Annotated in this window: 18 protein-coding genes; 2 read left to right on the forward strand and 16 right to left on the reverse strand. The window is 68.7% G+C overall.

The window, feature by feature from the left end; genetic code table 11:
• Positions 1 to 5 precede the first annotated feature (5 nt).
• The 12 genes from SD37_RS39770 to SD37_RS39815 all read right to left on the reverse strand — a co-directional run bounded on the left by SD37_RS39770 (position 6) and on the right by SD37_RS39815 (position 11,028).
• Positions 6 to 923 (reverse strand): hypothetical protein, encoded by a 918-nt coding sequence (locus SD37_RS39770; protein ID WP_044855226.1) that lies wholly within the window; start codon positions 921 to 923, stop codon positions 6 to 8.
• Positions 920 to 1,561: a hypothetical protein gene (locus tag SD37_RS42935; protein ID WP_065913070.1), complete on the reverse strand. Its 642-nt coding sequence runs from the start codon at positions 1,559 to 1,561 to the stop codon at positions 920 to 922. The genes SD37_RS39770 and SD37_RS42935 overlap by 4 nt, the downstream gene beginning before the upstream one ends.
• Before the next feature lie 14 nt (positions 1,562 to 1,575).
• Positions 1,576 to 2,109: a hypothetical protein gene (locus tag SD37_RS42940; protein WP_052675113.1), complete on the reverse strand. Its 534-nt coding sequence runs from the start codon at positions 2,107 to 2,109 to the stop codon at positions 1,576 to 1,578.
• The gene (locus SD37_RS39785) at positions 2,109 to 2,339 is read right to left on the reverse strand and encodes a hypothetical protein (protein WP_044855228.1); all 231 of its coding nucleotides are present in this window, start codon (positions 2,337 to 2,339) and stop codon (positions 2,109 to 2,111) included. The genes SD37_RS42940 and SD37_RS39785 overlap by 1 nt, the downstream gene beginning before the upstream one ends.
• Before the next feature lie 92 nt (positions 2,340 to 2,431).
• Positions 2,432 to 4,180 (reverse strand): vWA domain-containing protein, encoded by a 1,749-nt coding sequence (locus tag SD37_RS39790; RefSeq protein ID WP_044855229.1) that lies wholly within the window; start codon positions 4,178 to 4,180, stop codon positions 2,432 to 2,434.
• A gap of 45 nt (positions 4,181 to 4,225) precedes the next feature.
• A complete protein-coding gene (locus SD37_RS39795) occupies positions 4,226 to 5,377 on the reverse strand; it encodes an AAA family ATPase (RefSeq protein WP_044855230.1) in 1,152 nt (383 codons plus the stop codon).
• 76 nt (positions 5,378 to 5,453) lie between these two features.
• On the reverse strand, positions 5,454 to 5,780 hold the full coding sequence (locus SD37_RS39800; RefSeq protein ID WP_052675114.1) for a hypothetical protein: 327 nt from the start codon (positions 5,778 to 5,780) through the stop codon (positions 5,454 to 5,456).
• Positions 5,781 to 5,812: 32 nt separating this feature from the next.
• Positions 5,813 to 5,974 carry a hypothetical protein gene (locus SD37_RS43350; protein WP_167369686.1) on the reverse strand — a complete coding sequence of 54 codons (162 nt, stop codon included), beginning with the start codon at positions 5,972 to 5,974 and terminating at the stop codon, positions 5,813 to 5,815.
• A 172-nt stretch (positions 5,975 to 6,146) separates the two neighbouring features.
• Complete coding sequence (locus SD37_RS42945; RefSeq protein WP_145926845.1) at positions 6,147 to 6,311, reverse strand: hypothetical protein; 165 nt, start codon at positions 6,309 to 6,311, stop codon at positions 6,147 to 6,149.
• A 924-nt stretch (positions 6,312 to 7,235) separates the two neighbouring features.
• Positions 7,236 to 10,115, reverse strand: a complete 2,880-nt coding sequence (locus SD37_RS39805; RefSeq protein WP_044855231.1) for a BTAD domain-containing putative transcriptional regulator — start codon at positions 10,113 to 10,115, stop codon at positions 7,236 to 7,238.
• Positions 10,115 to 10,549 carry a hypothetical protein gene (locus tag SD37_RS39810; protein ID WP_044855232.1) on the reverse strand — a complete coding sequence of 145 codons (435 nt, stop codon included), beginning with the start codon at positions 10,547 to 10,549 and terminating at the stop codon, positions 10,115 to 10,117. The genes SD37_RS39805 and SD37_RS39810 overlap by 1 nt, the downstream gene beginning before the upstream one ends.
• A 38-nt stretch (positions 10,550 to 10,587) precedes the next feature.
• On the reverse strand, positions 10,588 to 11,028 hold the full coding sequence (locus tag SD37_RS39815; RefSeq protein ID WP_236725218.1) for a pilus assembly protein TadG-related protein: 441 nt from the start codon (positions 11,026 to 11,028) through the stop codon (positions 10,588 to 10,590).
• Between the two features lie 87 nt (positions 11,029 to 11,115).
• Here SD37_RS39815 and SD37_RS39820 point away from each other — a divergent pair, with 87 nt between their 5' ends.
• Together SD37_RS39820 and SD37_RS39825 are read left to right on the forward strand one after the other, a co-directional pair.
• Complete coding sequence (locus SD37_RS39820) at positions 11,116 to 11,490, forward strand: hypothetical protein (protein ID WP_145926846.1); 375 nt, start codon at positions 11,116 to 11,118, stop codon at positions 11,488 to 11,490.
• 227 nt (positions 11,491 to 11,717) lie between these two features.
• Positions 11,718 to 12,272 carry a DUF4262 domain-containing protein gene (locus tag SD37_RS39825; protein ID WP_044855235.1) on the forward strand — a complete coding sequence of 185 codons (555 nt, stop codon included), beginning with the start codon at positions 11,718 to 11,720 and terminating at the stop codon, positions 12,270 to 12,272.
• A gap of 47 nt (positions 12,273 to 12,319) precedes the next feature.
• Here SD37_RS39825 and SD37_RS39830 read toward each other — a convergent pair whose 3' ends face one another.
• The 4 genes from SD37_RS39830 to SD37_RS39845 all read right to left on the reverse strand — a co-directional run bounded on the left by SD37_RS39830 (position 12,320) and on the right by SD37_RS39845 (position 14,482).
• Positions 12,320 to 12,763, reverse strand: a complete 444-nt coding sequence (locus SD37_RS39830; protein WP_236725219.1) for a TadE/TadG family type IV pilus assembly protein — start codon at positions 12,761 to 12,763, stop codon at positions 12,320 to 12,322.
• 62 nt (positions 12,764 to 12,825) lie between these two features.
• On the reverse strand, positions 12,826 to 13,776 hold the full coding sequence (locus tag SD37_RS39835; protein ID WP_044855237.1) for a hypothetical protein: 951 nt from the start codon (positions 13,774 to 13,776) through the stop codon (positions 12,826 to 12,828).
• 50 nt (positions 13,777 to 13,826) lie between these two features.
• Positions 13,827 to 14,282 (reverse strand): TadE/TadG family type IV pilus assembly protein, encoded by a 456-nt coding sequence (locus tag SD37_RS39840; protein WP_044855238.1) that lies wholly within the window; start codon positions 14,280 to 14,282, stop codon positions 13,827 to 13,829.
• A gap of 2 nt (positions 14,283 to 14,284) precedes the next feature.
• Positions 14,285 to 14,482, reverse strand: a complete 198-nt coding sequence (locus SD37_RS39845; RefSeq protein ID WP_044855239.1) for a hypothetical protein — start codon at positions 14,480 to 14,482, stop codon at positions 14,285 to 14,287.
• Positions 14,483 to 14,536: the final 54 nt, after the last annotated feature.

Raw genomic sequence — 14,536 nt, forward strand, 5'->3', positions numbered from 1 at the left:
CTGGGTCAGAGGTCCTCGCGGACGGGGCATCCAGGTGTGTGGCCAACGCCGGAGGTCAGCCCGGGCGGGCACGGCACCGAGGTGCCCGTGGCCCGTGCGTCGAGATAGCGGCCCAGCGCGGCAGGGTCGTTGGCCGCGATCAGCGGCACCTCGCCGCCGCACTCCGGGCACGGCCCGAGGACACGCAGGTCGTCCACCGTGCCGTTGTAACAGGTCAACCGGTACTCGGTGCCGCCGTCGGCGATGGTCACCCGAAACCAGTGCCACCCGCCGTGCTGACGGTCGGGGTCATCGGTCACCGTCACCGCCGTCCTCGCCACACCGAACTCCTCGGCCACGTCGCGCCCCAAGGTGCGGCGGAGGGCGGCACGCTTGAGGTAGGCGGGATCACGGCCGACGTCAGAACCCGGGTCTTGTCGGCGGGCCCGGTCGAAGGCCTCGCGAGCGCGCCCGGCAAGCGTGGTACCTCGGCAAGCCGGAGGCCTCTCGCTGTGAAGAGTGATGCTGTGCCAGTCATTCTCGGCGTTGTCGATGCCGCGAACAACGTCGGGCAGGTACAACACTCGACGGCCGTCGAAGGTGTATGCGCCGCCCACGTGGAGGTTCCTGCGCCGCCACGTCTTCCACGTCGCGAGGTCGTGATTGCAGCCGGACACCGCTGGCCCGAAACCGCACATCGACCATGCCTCAGCCAGGGTGTCCAGTGCGGTATAGAAGTCGGTCTCGGCGGCAGCGGTCAGGAATCGCCGTCCGACAGGCAGCAAGGCGACGGTCGCGGGATCTGGTGTCCCGTCGGGGTATGCGGATTCCAGGTAGCCGACGTACTGGGTCCCTGGGCCCGTGCCGAGGAAGACCTCAACGCGGGAGACCTTGTGACTATTGCGGGGGCTCAGGCCTGTGAGGGCGGCGTTGATCGCGGTCATGTCGTCTCCTGGGTTTCCGTCGATGTGGATGGTGTGGTGGTGTCGGCACGGAGTGCCTGTGCGAGCGCGGGAATGCGGGCGAGCGCGTCGTCGACCGACATGGTCAGCGTGATGCTCATGCGGTCGTCCCTCAGGAAGTAGATGCGGGCGGGCTCGGGTGCCTGCGGGAACGCGCTTTCCAACTTGTCGGCGATCTCGCGCTGAGCTTTGTATTGGCGCGTTTGGGCTTGGAGGCGTTCGCGTCGGGCGGTCTGGGCGCGGTCGAGCCACTGGTGGAAGGCCGGGATCAGTCGCTGGTGGATGTGGGTCGCGACCTCGGCGGCCGGGGCACCGACAGCGAACCTGACAACAGGGAATGGGTCTCGGCGGTGCCAAAGGAAGACATCGTCAAGTTCTCGCGGGAGGTCCCCGGGAACGAGCTGGTAACACCACGCGCCCGGCCCTGGTACCGGTTGGAAACCGACACTGACTCCGGTGGCCAAGCACACGACGTCGGCGACCTGGTCTCGGTCTCGGCCACGGCCAACCGTCCACTTGCCCGGTAGCGCGGTCGCGACGTCGATCGCGGCGAGGGCCACCCGATCTTCTTTGCTGATGCGTGCGGGTTTGTCAGCCGTCTCGACTGCGGTCGTTGTCATGACAGGGGCTCCTTTCATTGTCCCGCACGGAGTTCCGACGCGTGTGCGGAGTAGAGACAGTGCGGGTGGTGGGCGGGGTCGCCGTGGAATTCGAAGGTCGCGGTGTCGGAGAAGCGCTCCTCGGACTCGGGGTCGAGGTGGGCGCCGAGGTCGGCGAGGCCGGCGATTCGCGCGATGGGGACCCGCGGTGCCTCGCAGTCCGGGCATGGGCCGAGCAGCAGCCAGGACCACATCACGAACCCGGACAGGTCGGGGATGAAGTACCAGCGGCGGCCGTCGTTGGTGACCTCGATCAAATCCCCCGGGGCGAGGGTGGTCCCGGTGCCGTAGTGGCGGTCCGGGTCGTCCCGCACGAGCACGGTGTCGGCAGCGACGCCGAGCGCGGCCGCGATATGGCTTGTGGTGATCGCGCGGCGATTCCACGACGACTGGGCACCGTGGCGATCGGCGAACGCGCGCGGCGCGATGGCGCGGTGAAGGCGGGCGACGGTGATCGCGCGGTCGGCCAGCGATGCAGGTGTCCTGCTGGGTGTTTCGTCGGTGGTCATCACGACCACCCCAGCGCGTCGGCGACGGGCGCGGGCACGTATCCGACCTGGTCGCTCGCGCCGAGCCACACCACGGGCTGATCGGCGTGATCGTGGGTGCACACGACGCGCGCGAGAAGGTTTTCCAGGGGGTAGGCGGGTTGTGTCGCGAGCCGTACGGGGGCGGCGGGGTCGTAGTGGTCGAGGGCGGCGATCAGCTCGCCCACGGTGGCGATGGCGGTGTCGGTCATCGTTGGTCATCTCCAGTTCGCGGGTGGTCGTGGGCCCGGGCGGGGCGGGCATGAGGGGGAGGGTGTCCGCCCCGCCCGGGGTCTGTGGGTGATTAGCGGGTGGCTCGTAGTGCGGCGGTGGCGGCTTGTCCGATGGCGCGGGCGGTGGTGGTCGGTTTGGTGAGCGGGTGCACGGTGTCCCCTTTCACAAGCTCCGCGTCCGGGACGACCCGCGCGGGGGTCAGCCACAACACCGCGCACCCGTTGGCGCGTAACCGTTCGAGGCGTGTCTGCGCGTTGCTGCGGTACTCGTCGTCGACGATGTCGGTGTCGGTCACGATGACCAGCAGCCGCGCGGCGTCGGCACGGGAAAGACTCAGTGCGCCGTCGAGCGCGCTGATCGCACTGTCGAGGGCTTCGACACCGTCGAGGGCGGCGAATTCGGTCACGTCGCGGGGCGCGGTTCCGGGGTGGGTGATCGGGCGGACCGTAGCTCCGAAGATCACGCTGGCGGTGGTGGCGGGCACGCGGGTGTGGTGGGCGGCGTGGCCGAGGATCCAGGCGGCCGAGGCCACCGGGCGCGCGAACTTTCCCATCGAACTGGACACGTCGCACGCGATGCCCAGCCGTAGTGGCGGGGTGGGCACCGTCCTACGGGTCGTGCGGGTGAACGGCTCGGCGGTGGGTATGACGCCCGCCGCGCGTTGCGCGTCGGCGGCCATAGCGCCACGCATCCGCAACCGTCCCGGAGGTGTGGCCGACGTTGCCTTGATGGTGGTGCGGTCACGTACCCCGGCGGTGTCCAGCGCGCGGGCGAGGTGCCGTGCTGCGGTGCGTTCGGCGGCGGTCGGCGGGCGCGTGCCCGCTGTGCGGGTCCCGCCTGATCGGCTACCGCCGCTGGTGAACACGGTGCGTGCGTCCCATGCGGCGGCCTCGCGCGCCGCTACCTCGGCGGCTGCGGCTTCCAGCCGTTCGGTCACGGGATCAGTGGGTGCGGGTTCACTGTCCACTTCGGCCGCAATGGCGCCCACCACACGCAAGACGGCATCGGCCAGTGGTGACGGGGTGACCTCGCCGTCGCCCGGTTCACCGGGGTCGGCGGCGTCGGGGGTGTCGGGGTCGGTGCCGATCGCCTCACACCAGCGGCGTCCGAGGTCGATCATGGTCTCTGCGTCGTTGTCGGCGGTGCGGCGGGCTTCGCGCCAGATCTCGCGCAGGGCTGCCAGTGTGTCGGTTCCGAGAATGCCGCGCACCATACGGGCGACGGCGGCGGTTTCGCGGGCGTTGAGTATCCCGCCGTCTACCCGTGCCAGCAGGAGCGCGGCGGCGGTGGCCGCGCTGTGGGCGGACATCGTGAGGGCTGTGGCGGGGTCCTTTGCGTCGGTGTCGGCGAGAATGAGGTTGGTGGCGCTGGCCCGCAACCAGTAGCGGTCGCGCGGACGGCGGCGCACCTGTGCCGCTTCGATACGGGACTCTTCCAGTAGCATCGCGGCGGCCGCAGCCCCTGGTGGCGCGCCGGAAGGAACTTTCCACACGGAATGCTTGGCGTGGGCACTTTCGTGGGTGAGCAGCCCCCATATGGTGCGGTAGCGCTTGCGGTCCCCGACCCGGTGCGGTTCGACGGTGGCGGGGTCGACACCGGTGTCCAGATGGGATCCGTCGACTTCGATGGTGGCAGAGCCGGGGAAGAAACACGCGGGGGCACCGTGGCCCGCCCCGGGCGCGACGGTCACCACGAGGTCGTCACGGTCGGCGATCGCGGGAACCTCGTCACCGAACGCGGCGGACAGGGCCAACCACTCGGGGGCGGTGGGAAACACGGCGGTGGGTGTGGCGGCGAGTGCGGCTATGTGGGCGGTCATGACGTAGGTCCTTTCCGGACAGTCGCGCGGGTCGGTGATCGCGGGTTAGAACTGTGCCCCAAGTGAGAGCGGGGAGATGTCGGCGCCGAACACGTTGCGCACAGCCTCGGCGACCACGTCCCGGTCCTCTTCGGGGGCGATGCCGACCAGGTTTCCAGCGGCGGCGGTGATGCCGAGCACGTCGGCGATCCGGTTAAACGCGATCAGTTCCCGCAATTGCGGCGCCCACCCGATCTCGCCTTTTTCCTGGCGCGTGGCCAAATTCTTGGCTACCCGAACGGCTTTCGCGTCGATCTTGAGCTGGGTGGCGAGATCGTAGTCGGTGGACACGTGGATCTGCGCGGAAAACCGCGACGAAAGCGCGTCGGTGAGCACCGCACCGTGAACCCCGGGGTTGTGCCCGGCCACCACATAGAACCCGGGCGCGGCGTCCACCACCTCGTTTTTGTGGGTTTTGATGATGATCTGGCGGCGTCCGTCCATCGCGGGGTACACAACAGCGAGCACGGTCGGCGGTATGAGTGTCGCGTCATCGATGAACAACGCGCGCCCTTCCCGCATCGCCGTGACCAATGGCCCGTAGGCGAATTCGTAACGCCCGTCCGGGGTTTGGGTATAGGACCCCACGAAGTCGTCGGTCACGGTGTCACTGTCGCCCTGAATGGTCACAAGGTCGTCGAACGCCGCCTCGACCACCGACGTTTTACCGGTACCGGGCGGGCCGTACATGAGCGCGGACACGTTCGCGTCCCGCAACCGCCGTAGCGCGGTCACATCCGACAACCCCGATAACTTGCGCGGGTGGTACATCTGCCCGTTCGGGCGGCGCACGGGACCGGTCACCAGCGCGGGCGCGTCGGACGGTGTCGACGGTGCGGCGGCGGGGCTGGTGCCGCGCGGGGCGACGGTGGCGGTTTTGGCGGCGTCGGCGGTTTTGCCGGTCGCACGGTAGGTGACCGGGCTGGTGCCGACTTTTTCGGCTTCCCCGCGCGCTTCCAATGTCGCCAGTGCGTTACCGACCGCGCCGGACGATTTCCCGCCGAGTTTGGTCGCGATGGCGCCGGGGGTGAGGGCAGCGGGGTCGCGGGCGAGTTGTTCGGCCACCATGCGGCGGAGTTCGCCGTTGCGCAATCGGTGTGCCGCGCCCGGGGCGGCGGGCGCGGTGCCCGGGGCCGGAGTCGTGGCGTGCGTGGTCATCGTGCTGGTTTCCCTTCACAGCAATGGGTTTCAGTGGTCATGGCGCGGCGGGGACCGGGGCGGGTGGCCCGTGTGACTACGTGCGGCGCAACGTGGTGGTGAGCGCGAGCACGGCGTGGCCTTCGCTGGGGGCGGGGTATTCGGCGCCGTCGGCGGTCACCACCCGCCATTCCGTTTGCCGTACGATGTCGGCGGGAAAATAGCTACCGACGAAACGGCCATCGGGACCGGTTACGGTGCCGTACAACAGTTGTTGCTGATCAGCCGGGTCGATCACCACACCGGTGACGGTGCAATCGTTGTCAATCTCGGTGCGGGTAACCAATTCGGGTTGCACGTCGCGGCTCATGGTCGGGTCGACCACGTACACAATGCGTTCCGGCGGGTCGTCGGCGTCATTCATGGTGTTGCCCCTTTCTGTGTCGGCGCGGGTTTTCAGTGGGCGGGGTTGGGAAGTCGGCCGACGACGGCGACGGTGTGGGTGTTGTCGTCGTAGGTTGCGGCGTCGATGACGTGCCCGCAGCCGTCGCATTTGTACAAAGGTTCGACCCACCGTTCGGGCGCGTGTGCGGTGTCGTCACCGTTACTGTCGATCATGCAAAACCCGCCACTGTGCGGGGTGTTCCCGCATACACACACCCAGCGTTCACAGTCGTGGGCGGTGATTGTGGTGACCGTGGTGGCGCGCATGTCCGAAACAGTCGCGTGTGGCGCGGTAATGTTGCGGTTCATGATGTTCACCCCTTTCCGGGTGTGACGGGTGGCGGGGTCAGTGGGTGGCGGCGAATTCGGCTTCCGCCGCTTCGGCGTCGCGAATGTGGGTTTCGGCGGCGACTTCGGCGGCGTCGTGGTCGGGGTAGGTGTCAGACCAACCGCAATAGCAATGCGCGATGGCGGTGCCGTCGGGGTTGTCGGTGGTGTCGGCGTAGCACATAGCAATCCCCAATCACGTGTTTGCCGGATTTCCGCTTTCCGGGGCGCCATTCGCGCCCGGGCGGGGGTTTTGTCGTGGTTTCCGGTTTTCCCGGTGACACAACAAACGTAACTCGACCCCGGGGCGCCGCGCAATAGATTTCCCGGGTTAATTTCGGGGAATTTCGCCTATCTTTTCGCGTAAATGACCGCGATTTCACGGAAGTATTTGCACAGGTCAGACTGCTGCGAATTGCCCAGAAATGGGACGGCCGACCACAGGTTAAACCGCGGACAAATATAATCTTTTCCAATAAACAGAAAGAGAAGGACGACACGAAAGAAGGTGAGTGAGCTCCAAGGGTGAGCACTGATGAAACGACGACGGAGCCGCGTGACATCGGCGCCGGGCCTGATGTGTTCACCTGCTTGGTATCAAGCGAGTCTGGGATACCGGTGGATCCCCCCATAGGGTGCCTGACCTCCGAGAACGGCTGAAACAGGGGGATCCACCTTAGGTGGATACCGGAGAACGAGGCTGATAGGCCGGGTCGGCGGCCCCATGGATGGCAGTCACGCTCAGTATCACCGGAGACGACAGGGACGACACTGAGCGATCGCGCCGACGGCTCAGGCCCAGCATTCGCGGCGGCATCCGCGCGCGGGACAGGCGAGTCGCCCCGGTGGCATAGGAGTGTCTTTGGGACTCGCGAGACTCGCTGATAGCACTCGGCGATAGCAGGTGTCGGAGTTGCCGGGGAATGCGATTGTGCGCCCACGAAGTTCTTTTCTTTGACCTCAACGGTTGCGTTGCCGCGACCGACGTTAGCATCAGCGCGGGCGGACTCGTGACGCGAAATCGAGGTATTTCGCTGTTCCGCAGAAATACCTTTACCGCCCAGTATTTCCACTTCGGGGGGGCGTGTTCGAGATCCGGCGGCAGTGATCATTCATGGCGCCGTGGTCCGGGAGAGACCTCGACCGGTATTCCGGTGTCGCGGTCACGCAGCCGCTGGGCGAGGTCGACGGTGTCCGCGGTGGGCATGGTGTCGATTTCGGCGAGGCGGGTTCGCAGCAGGTCCAGGGTGCGGGAGATGGCGTCGTGCCGGCCTAGTTTGTGTTGCAGGCGCATGATGTCGCGGTACAACAATTCGTTGTGCGGATCGAACGCCCGCGCGGTTTCCAGCAGATCCAGGGTGCAGTCGGGGTCTACCTCGACACGGGCGCGGGCGAGGGCGGCCACGGCGTCGAGCGCGTCGCGCCGCGTCGCTTCCCGGGCGGCGATGAGCCAGTCGGAATCCACGCCGTCGGCCAGGACACCTCCGTAGTGCGCGACGATCGCCTCGTAGGCGTCAGCTCGCCGCTCGGCCGTGTCGGCGGTACGGCGGCGGGTCACGGCGTCGGCGAAGGACCAGTAGTCCACCTCGACCACGGCCGGGTCGAGCCGGTACTGGCCGTGCTCGGCCAGTACCAGTTCGCCGACGGCGCCGCTGGTCCCGTTATCGAGAGCGCGGCGGATGCGGGACAGGATCGTGCGCAGCACGCTGGCAGGGTTGCGGGGTGGTTCGTTCGGCCAGAGGGCGTCGACGATCGCGTCCCGCGATACCCCGCCTGGATGGACCGCGAGGAAGACCAGCAGTTCGAGCGGGCGGTTGCTCAGTTCGCGCAGCTCAGTCTCGGCTTGGCCGGGGCCGGGCCGCCAGTGCAGGACCGGTGCGCCGAACATCGTCAGCGCCAGCGGCACGGCTGATCCCGGATCCATGCGTGCCGCACGTGGGCGTGGCTCCTCGGCGGGGTCGCTGGCCGGGGACGGTTCCGGCGCGGCTGGTCCCGCGGTGATCTCCAGTCGTCGTGGGTCGTCGCCGGCGTTCCGTGGCGGGGCTGGGGAACTGGTGTCCGGTGGTGTCGCTGCCTTCCGGGGCTTGGGGGCGTCGCTGGGCGGGTGAACTTCGGCGGTGCTGTCGTGGGGTGCGGCGTCGCGGAGGAGGGCCAGGAGGTCGCGGGTCGCGGTCTCGGGCAGGGTGAAGGCACGGGTCCCGCGCAGGGGTTTACCGAGGCCGGGGTCGGTCGCGGAGATGATCCCGGCGCCTGTGACGTAGGCGGTTACCCCGGCGCGCCACTGGCCCAGTATCAGCGCGGTGAGTCCGTGCTGGGCGTTGTTGTCGAGCAGCTGCTGCAGCTGCGCCTGCTGGCCAGGGTCGCCGGGTGGCGATGCGATCAGGACAGCGGGCCGCGGCGGCATCGGGGCGTCGAGGGCGGCCATGGCGGTGTGCAGGTCGGCCACCACGGTGATCGGCTCTGGCAGGCCGCTGGTCGCTCCTGCCACACCGAGCAGGCGGGCCACGTCGGCGCTGGGCACGTAGATCCTGAACGTGGGCGCGTTCTCTGATGCGGTGGCCAGGAGAGTGAGCAGAAGGGCACGGGCCGCGGCATAGCCGCCGGGCCCGACCAGGCCGAGCCCGTGGACACTGGCCAGGTCGAGGGCGACCTGGGTCCCCTCACCTGCGGTGGCGGCCTCACCGTCGGTGTCAGGGCGTGTGGTGTCGAGCGCGATGTCGACCACGGATGGCAGCGTCGCCGGTCCGGCGACGCTGCCGGTAGGTGCGGCGGCGCCAATCACGCGGCGGACACGAGGTACGAGCACCGTCAGCGGGCCCTCGTTGTCCGCTCCTTCCGGTGCCGTGCTCGAGCGCGGTGCCGGGTCGCCAGCCGCGATGTCGGCCTCGGTGTTCAATTCGAGGTCTTCGTCGTGGTGGCGGGCGCGCAGATGAGCCAGGCGTAGCTGGTACACGACTGGGGCGACGGGCAGGTCGTCGTCGCGCCGGCCGCTGCCCGGCTGGTACTGGGCGTGGCGTCGCCGTCGCGCGAGCACGAGCAGGGCGCTGACCGCGGCGGCCAGGCCCAGGCTGACGAACACCTCACCGCTCCCCCAACTCGCCGCGCCCTCAACAGGCTTATCCGCTGCGGGGACGGCGGTAGGCGTCGCGGCCGGAGCTGTCTCCGAGGACGGTGGCGTGGTCGTGGCCGGTACCGGTGGTGCTGATTCGGGCGCGGGTACCGAGGGTGCGAGCGTCGATTCCGGGAGAGGCGGCATAGGCGGGTCGGGCGGCGGGCTGGTGATGGGGAGGTGGAGAGTGTCGCCGGGGTGGATCAGGTTCGGGTTGGTCAGTACCCGTCCGCTGGGCTGGGCGTTGCCGTGGTTGAGGGCCCAGATCTCCGGCCAGCGATCCCCCTCGCCCAGGCAGCGCTGCGCGATCCTCCACAGCGAGTCGTGCACCCCGTTCTCCGGTGGACGGACGCGCTCGATCCCGGGCTCGGCCGGAAGCCGTGACTGTTCAAGGGCGAGCGGTGTCGTGGAAGTGGGAGCGGTAACGGCCACCTGGGCGTGGCCGGTGGGGCGTGCGGTGTCGGCGGGGGTGATGGGTGCCGCGGTGGCGGTGCGGCCGAGCACGGCCACGAGGAGGGCGCCGACGAGCACGGCCGCGACGCGCCGTACCGGTCCTGTCTGCCGTTTCAGGTACGGCAGCCGGGCGCCGCGGGCGACGTCGGCCGTGCACGCGGCGAGGTCGAGGACGAACGCCAGCCACAGCAGCCAGGCCAGGCAGGCGAGCGTGTTGAGCAGGAACCGTGGAGACATCTGCGTCATCAGCGCCGTGCCGATCTCGTCCAGGCTCGGCAGGTGATCCGGTAATGGCCAGCCCACGCCGTGGATCAGCGCCCACGGCAGGCCCGCCGCCAGCGCGGCCAGTAGCACGGCGGCGAGCAGTCCTCTCGTCACCCGGCCCAGCAGCCGTGTGGTGCGTGCGAGAGGCGCGCCGCCGATCATCAGCTGCTCGCCGCGCCTACTGCTGCTTCGGCACGACTGCCGGCTGCCGGTGCGGACGAGGCTGGCGCGGCGGGCTGGCCGGCGCGCGGCACGGTGGCCGTCGGGGTGTCCTTGCTGGGGATGCCGTTGTTTTTCGCGGCGCCAGGGCGTTTGCGTTTGCCGCCGCGGGCGGGCTTGGTCGCCTGGTCTCGCCAGCGGGTGAGGTCGGCGGCGGGGATGTCGGTGACGTCGGCGAGCTCGGGTACGCCGATGACGTCGCCGGCCGCGGTGAGGACCTCGCCGAGCTCGCGTTCGAGGTCGGCGAGCTGCTCGGCCAGTTCGGTGTGCCGGCGGGCCAGCTCCCCGACCACGGCCGCCGCTTGCTTGCGGCGGGCGCTGCGCGCGGAATCTCGTTCCTCCAGGCGGCGGGCGATCTCTTCGTCAGAAGTGACCATGCCGGTGTTCTCCCTTCTGTTTGGTGCAGGCCGTGGGGTCAGGGCTCGATGCCGGTGACCCCGCGCTGGGGATGGGCGGCGCCCCGCCCGTGGGTGTGGATGGCGTCGATTCCGGCCAGTGACAGCAGCTGGGTCCGGTAGACGGTGGTGACTTCGACGGTCACCGTGTCCCCGGCGACCGCGACGGTGCCGGTGGCACCGACACTGGCGAGATACCGCTGCGCGAGGTCACGTGCCCGCGCCGGATCGATGCCAACAGCGCCGTTGGCGCGATATGCGGCGAGGTCGAGCGCCTGCGCGCCGGCACGAGCGGCGGACTCGGCCTGCCCGCCGGCGCGGACCTTGCTCGCCAGGGCGAGGCCGCCGTCCAGACACAGCCCGGTCAGAGCGAGCAGCCCGAGCAGAAGGGCAAGCACGAACGCGGTCACCCGGCCTTCCTCCGCCCGCCACCACCGCAGGCGTGCGGGCGTGCCGGGCACGCGGCTGCTCGATATGCCTGAGGGGTACGCAGAATGAGCGGCGTGACCGCACCCGGGACGGACTCGCCTGACATGGACGAGGATCGTGTGACCGCTTGGCATGAGGCCGGGCACGTGGTCGTCTACCTGCTGCAGGGCCGGTCGCTGCGTTACGTCATGCTGCGGCCTCGTGGCGCTGGGCGTGCTGGTTTCACCGCGGTCCGGCCCTGCCGTGTCGATGTGTCGTCGGTGGCGGTCGTCGCGCACGCCAGGCCACTCGCCCAGGCTCGTCATGTCCTCGAGGTGACGAGCGCGGCTGAACGCCTGCATGAGGGCGTGACTGCGGCGGATGTTCGTCTCGGCGCCTACCTGCACGGCGGGCACGACGCCCTGATTACCGAAGCCCGTCACGCGTACGGACTCGCCGACGATCAGCCCGATCTGTGGGCCGAGATCGCGCAGGACCTCGTCGACCGGCACTAGGTGGACATCAGCCGTATCGCCGAGGCGCTGCTCGATCGCCGGAGGCTGACCGGCTCCCAGCTCCGCGCTCTCGTGCCGGGGCTTCCACTCGCGCGCTGACGTCATCGGGCACCGCCAGGGCGAGCTTGTGCGGGAAGTCCCGCAGGCTGTTGATCGCGGTGAGTTGGCTGGTGGTTGCTCTGTGCTGGCCAGGGTTGGTGTGCTCGTTGGCGTATATCGTCCCTGCCATGTTCGCCGAAGCCACGATCTGCCGATGCCTGGTCTGCCAGGACTACGGCGACCGCGACAGACTCGACAGTGTCGACACCAAACTGGTCAACGACATCGGTGAAACCGGCTGGGGCGTGCTGGCGATTCCGGAAGACGACGTCAGCCCGGGATGGGCGTTCACAGTCGGTTTGTGGCACACCTACCGCTCGCCGGAGATCGCCACATTTGGTCTTGAGCCAACAGTGATGATGCGTTGCCTCAACGCTGTCGGTGATCGGATCGCCGCCGGTCGCACGCTGGCCGCCAACGACGAACTCGATGAAATCCTCAACGACGACTACCAGGTCAGCGTCAGGTCCGTCGACGACGGTTGGCGCAAGTTCTTCTTCGGTACCTCCATGGGGTTCTATCGCGCCACCCCGATCGTGCCGTTCCTTCAACTTCTTTGGCCAGACCGCAACGGTCGGTATCCCGGGGACGAAGAGTTCACTGAACGGTACGAGCACCTGCAACCGCGACTGTGGCTGCACCGCAACGAGCATCCAACTGGCCCTTGGACCGAGCAAAACTGATCCGCGTCGTCCTCGGGTTCCCGAACCGAGGTACACGCGCTCAGCCATCACCGGCTACCACCACTTGGGTTCAGAGCCGCAACACCTTCAGAATTCCCGAACTCGCGGGGGTTGGACCGGTGGGTATCCACCACTTCGCTGGCGGACGATTCCAGGGTTCTCTTGCCCGGGACGCCGAGCAGCGCGGCTTGTCCAAAGTCGACGGTGCACCGTACGCGAACGGTCACCGCGCCAGCGGGAACCAGCGTTCCTGACAGCGTGGTGGTCACCTCGCGGCACACCACACCCGCCTGGGCCAGCACGGCGCCGGCCGTGTCGCGAGCGGCAGTGGTGGCGGCCGCGGTGGCGCGGTGCAGGGTGGCGGCGCGAGCGGCCTGATGAGCGGCGTCGTCGAGCCGCAGCCGCGCGTCGACACCGCGGTGCACCACCACGGCCAGCAACACCAGCAGCATGACCAGTACCGGCGTCACCAGCACGGTCTCAGCGGTCACCGAGCCGCGCTCGGCCCGCCACCATTCCCGTACCCCTCCCAGCTGTCGGCTCCCTCGCGGCGTCACGGCTGCCTCTCCCCTGCCTGGTCGTCGGCGCGGGTCGGGGTGGTCGTCGCACGGTGGGGTGGGACCAGCGTGAGTCGGGGCCACTCCGTGGATGGTCGTTCCCAGGGGAATTCCCCGGCGTGGGTGAGGTCGCGGGCCGCGGTGACGTGAGCGAACACGTTCTGCGGCAACACTTCGGCTGCGTGGGTCAGTCGGCGAAGGTGGTCGTGGCCGGGTAGCGCGACCAAAACATGGCCGGTGCGGCGAGTCAGGTCGGTGTGCCGCAGTTTCGCTTCCCACGCTCGGGTGAGCAGCAGGCAGCCGTGCAGATGCCGGGCGACCTCGGCCAGGCCCTGGTCGATCGTGGTGATCGCCTGGCGTGCCGCGGTCACCAGGTCCTCGCCAGCGTCGGGATCGGTGGCGAGTTCCTCGGCGAGGACGCGCACGTCGCGGCTGCGATCGAGACAGCACACGGCCTCCCACACCACCCGGTGCGCCTCACCCGGCAGGGCGGGGTCGATCCAGGCCCGGGCCGGTGTGCGGTGCAGCTCGTCAACTCCGGCCAGCAATTCCCGCACCAGCCTTGCGGTATCGGGCCCGAGGTCGGTGAAATCCCTGCTGCGCCAACCCTCGCCGCGGCGTAACCGGGTCCGGGGAGCGTCATCGCGCGACCCCCGGTACTCGCGTGCCGCGCACACGGCACGCCAGCCGGCCAGCACGACGATCAGGACCACGGCGGCGAAGATGAATTTTCCGGCGAATCCGTTCCCCGCTACCAGGGCGAATCCCACGGCGATCGTGCCGGCCAGTCCTTTCAGGACGGTTTCCGTACCCACCGCGGCTAGGATCTGCCGACGGCGCCGGTGGCGCGCGGTGACGGCGGGATGGAGCAGCACGGTGTCGTGCCCGTCCGGGAACACACCGTCGAGCACCGGCGACACCATGCCGGAACGGCTGAGGTTGCCCATCGGTAACTCCTGTCGGTATTACACCAAACTCGGCTCTGGATAAGGAAAAGTCAGGGTGTTGTGTCCGTATCGGGCACGAAGCGCTCGACCTCGCCGACTGTTTCGGCGTGCACGTGCAGGTGCACACCGGGCAGGACCGCGGCGGCCTCGCCACGGACACTCACCGACACCGAGGTCGCGTCACGGACCACGCCGAGCCGGGGTTCCCGTAGCGGGCCCGCCGCGAGGTCGTCGAGCAGCCGCTGTCCCGCAGCATGGCCGGCGTCGGCGGTACCGTGCTGGACGCGGGCAGCGGCAAGAGCTTGCGAGGCGGCGGTCTGGGCGACGTGGGTCGCGTGCGACCACACGGCGAACTGGATGATGGCGAGCAACGCCAGCAGTAGCAGCGGTGTCGCGATGACCAGCTCGACGGTGACCTCGCCCCGGTCCCCGGACAACGCGTGCCGGACACGGCGAGCCACCAGGCAGTGAGACCTCCGCCGCGGTGATGGGTTTCGGGCTGGCATGGTCAGCCGATCCCGAGATTGATCGAATTGGCCTTCTCGGTCAGTTTCGCGACGATGATGGCGATGATCGCGATCGCGGCGATGGCCATCAGCGCGGTGACAATGACAGTGGTGGTGATCTCGCCACGCTCAGGTTCGGCTCGCAGCACGGCGATCCTCGCCGACACCAGTGTCCATATCGTACGGACGTATCGCTTCATGGCTCCTTCTTTCGTTTTCGTGCGAGGCTTTCTCGCCGCTGTCAAACCTCGGCA

This window comes from Amycolatopsis orientalis (assembly GCF_000943515.2).
Lineage (GTDB): Bacteria > Actinomycetota > Actinomycetes > Mycobacteriales > Pseudonocardiaceae > Amycolatopsis > Amycolatopsis orientalis.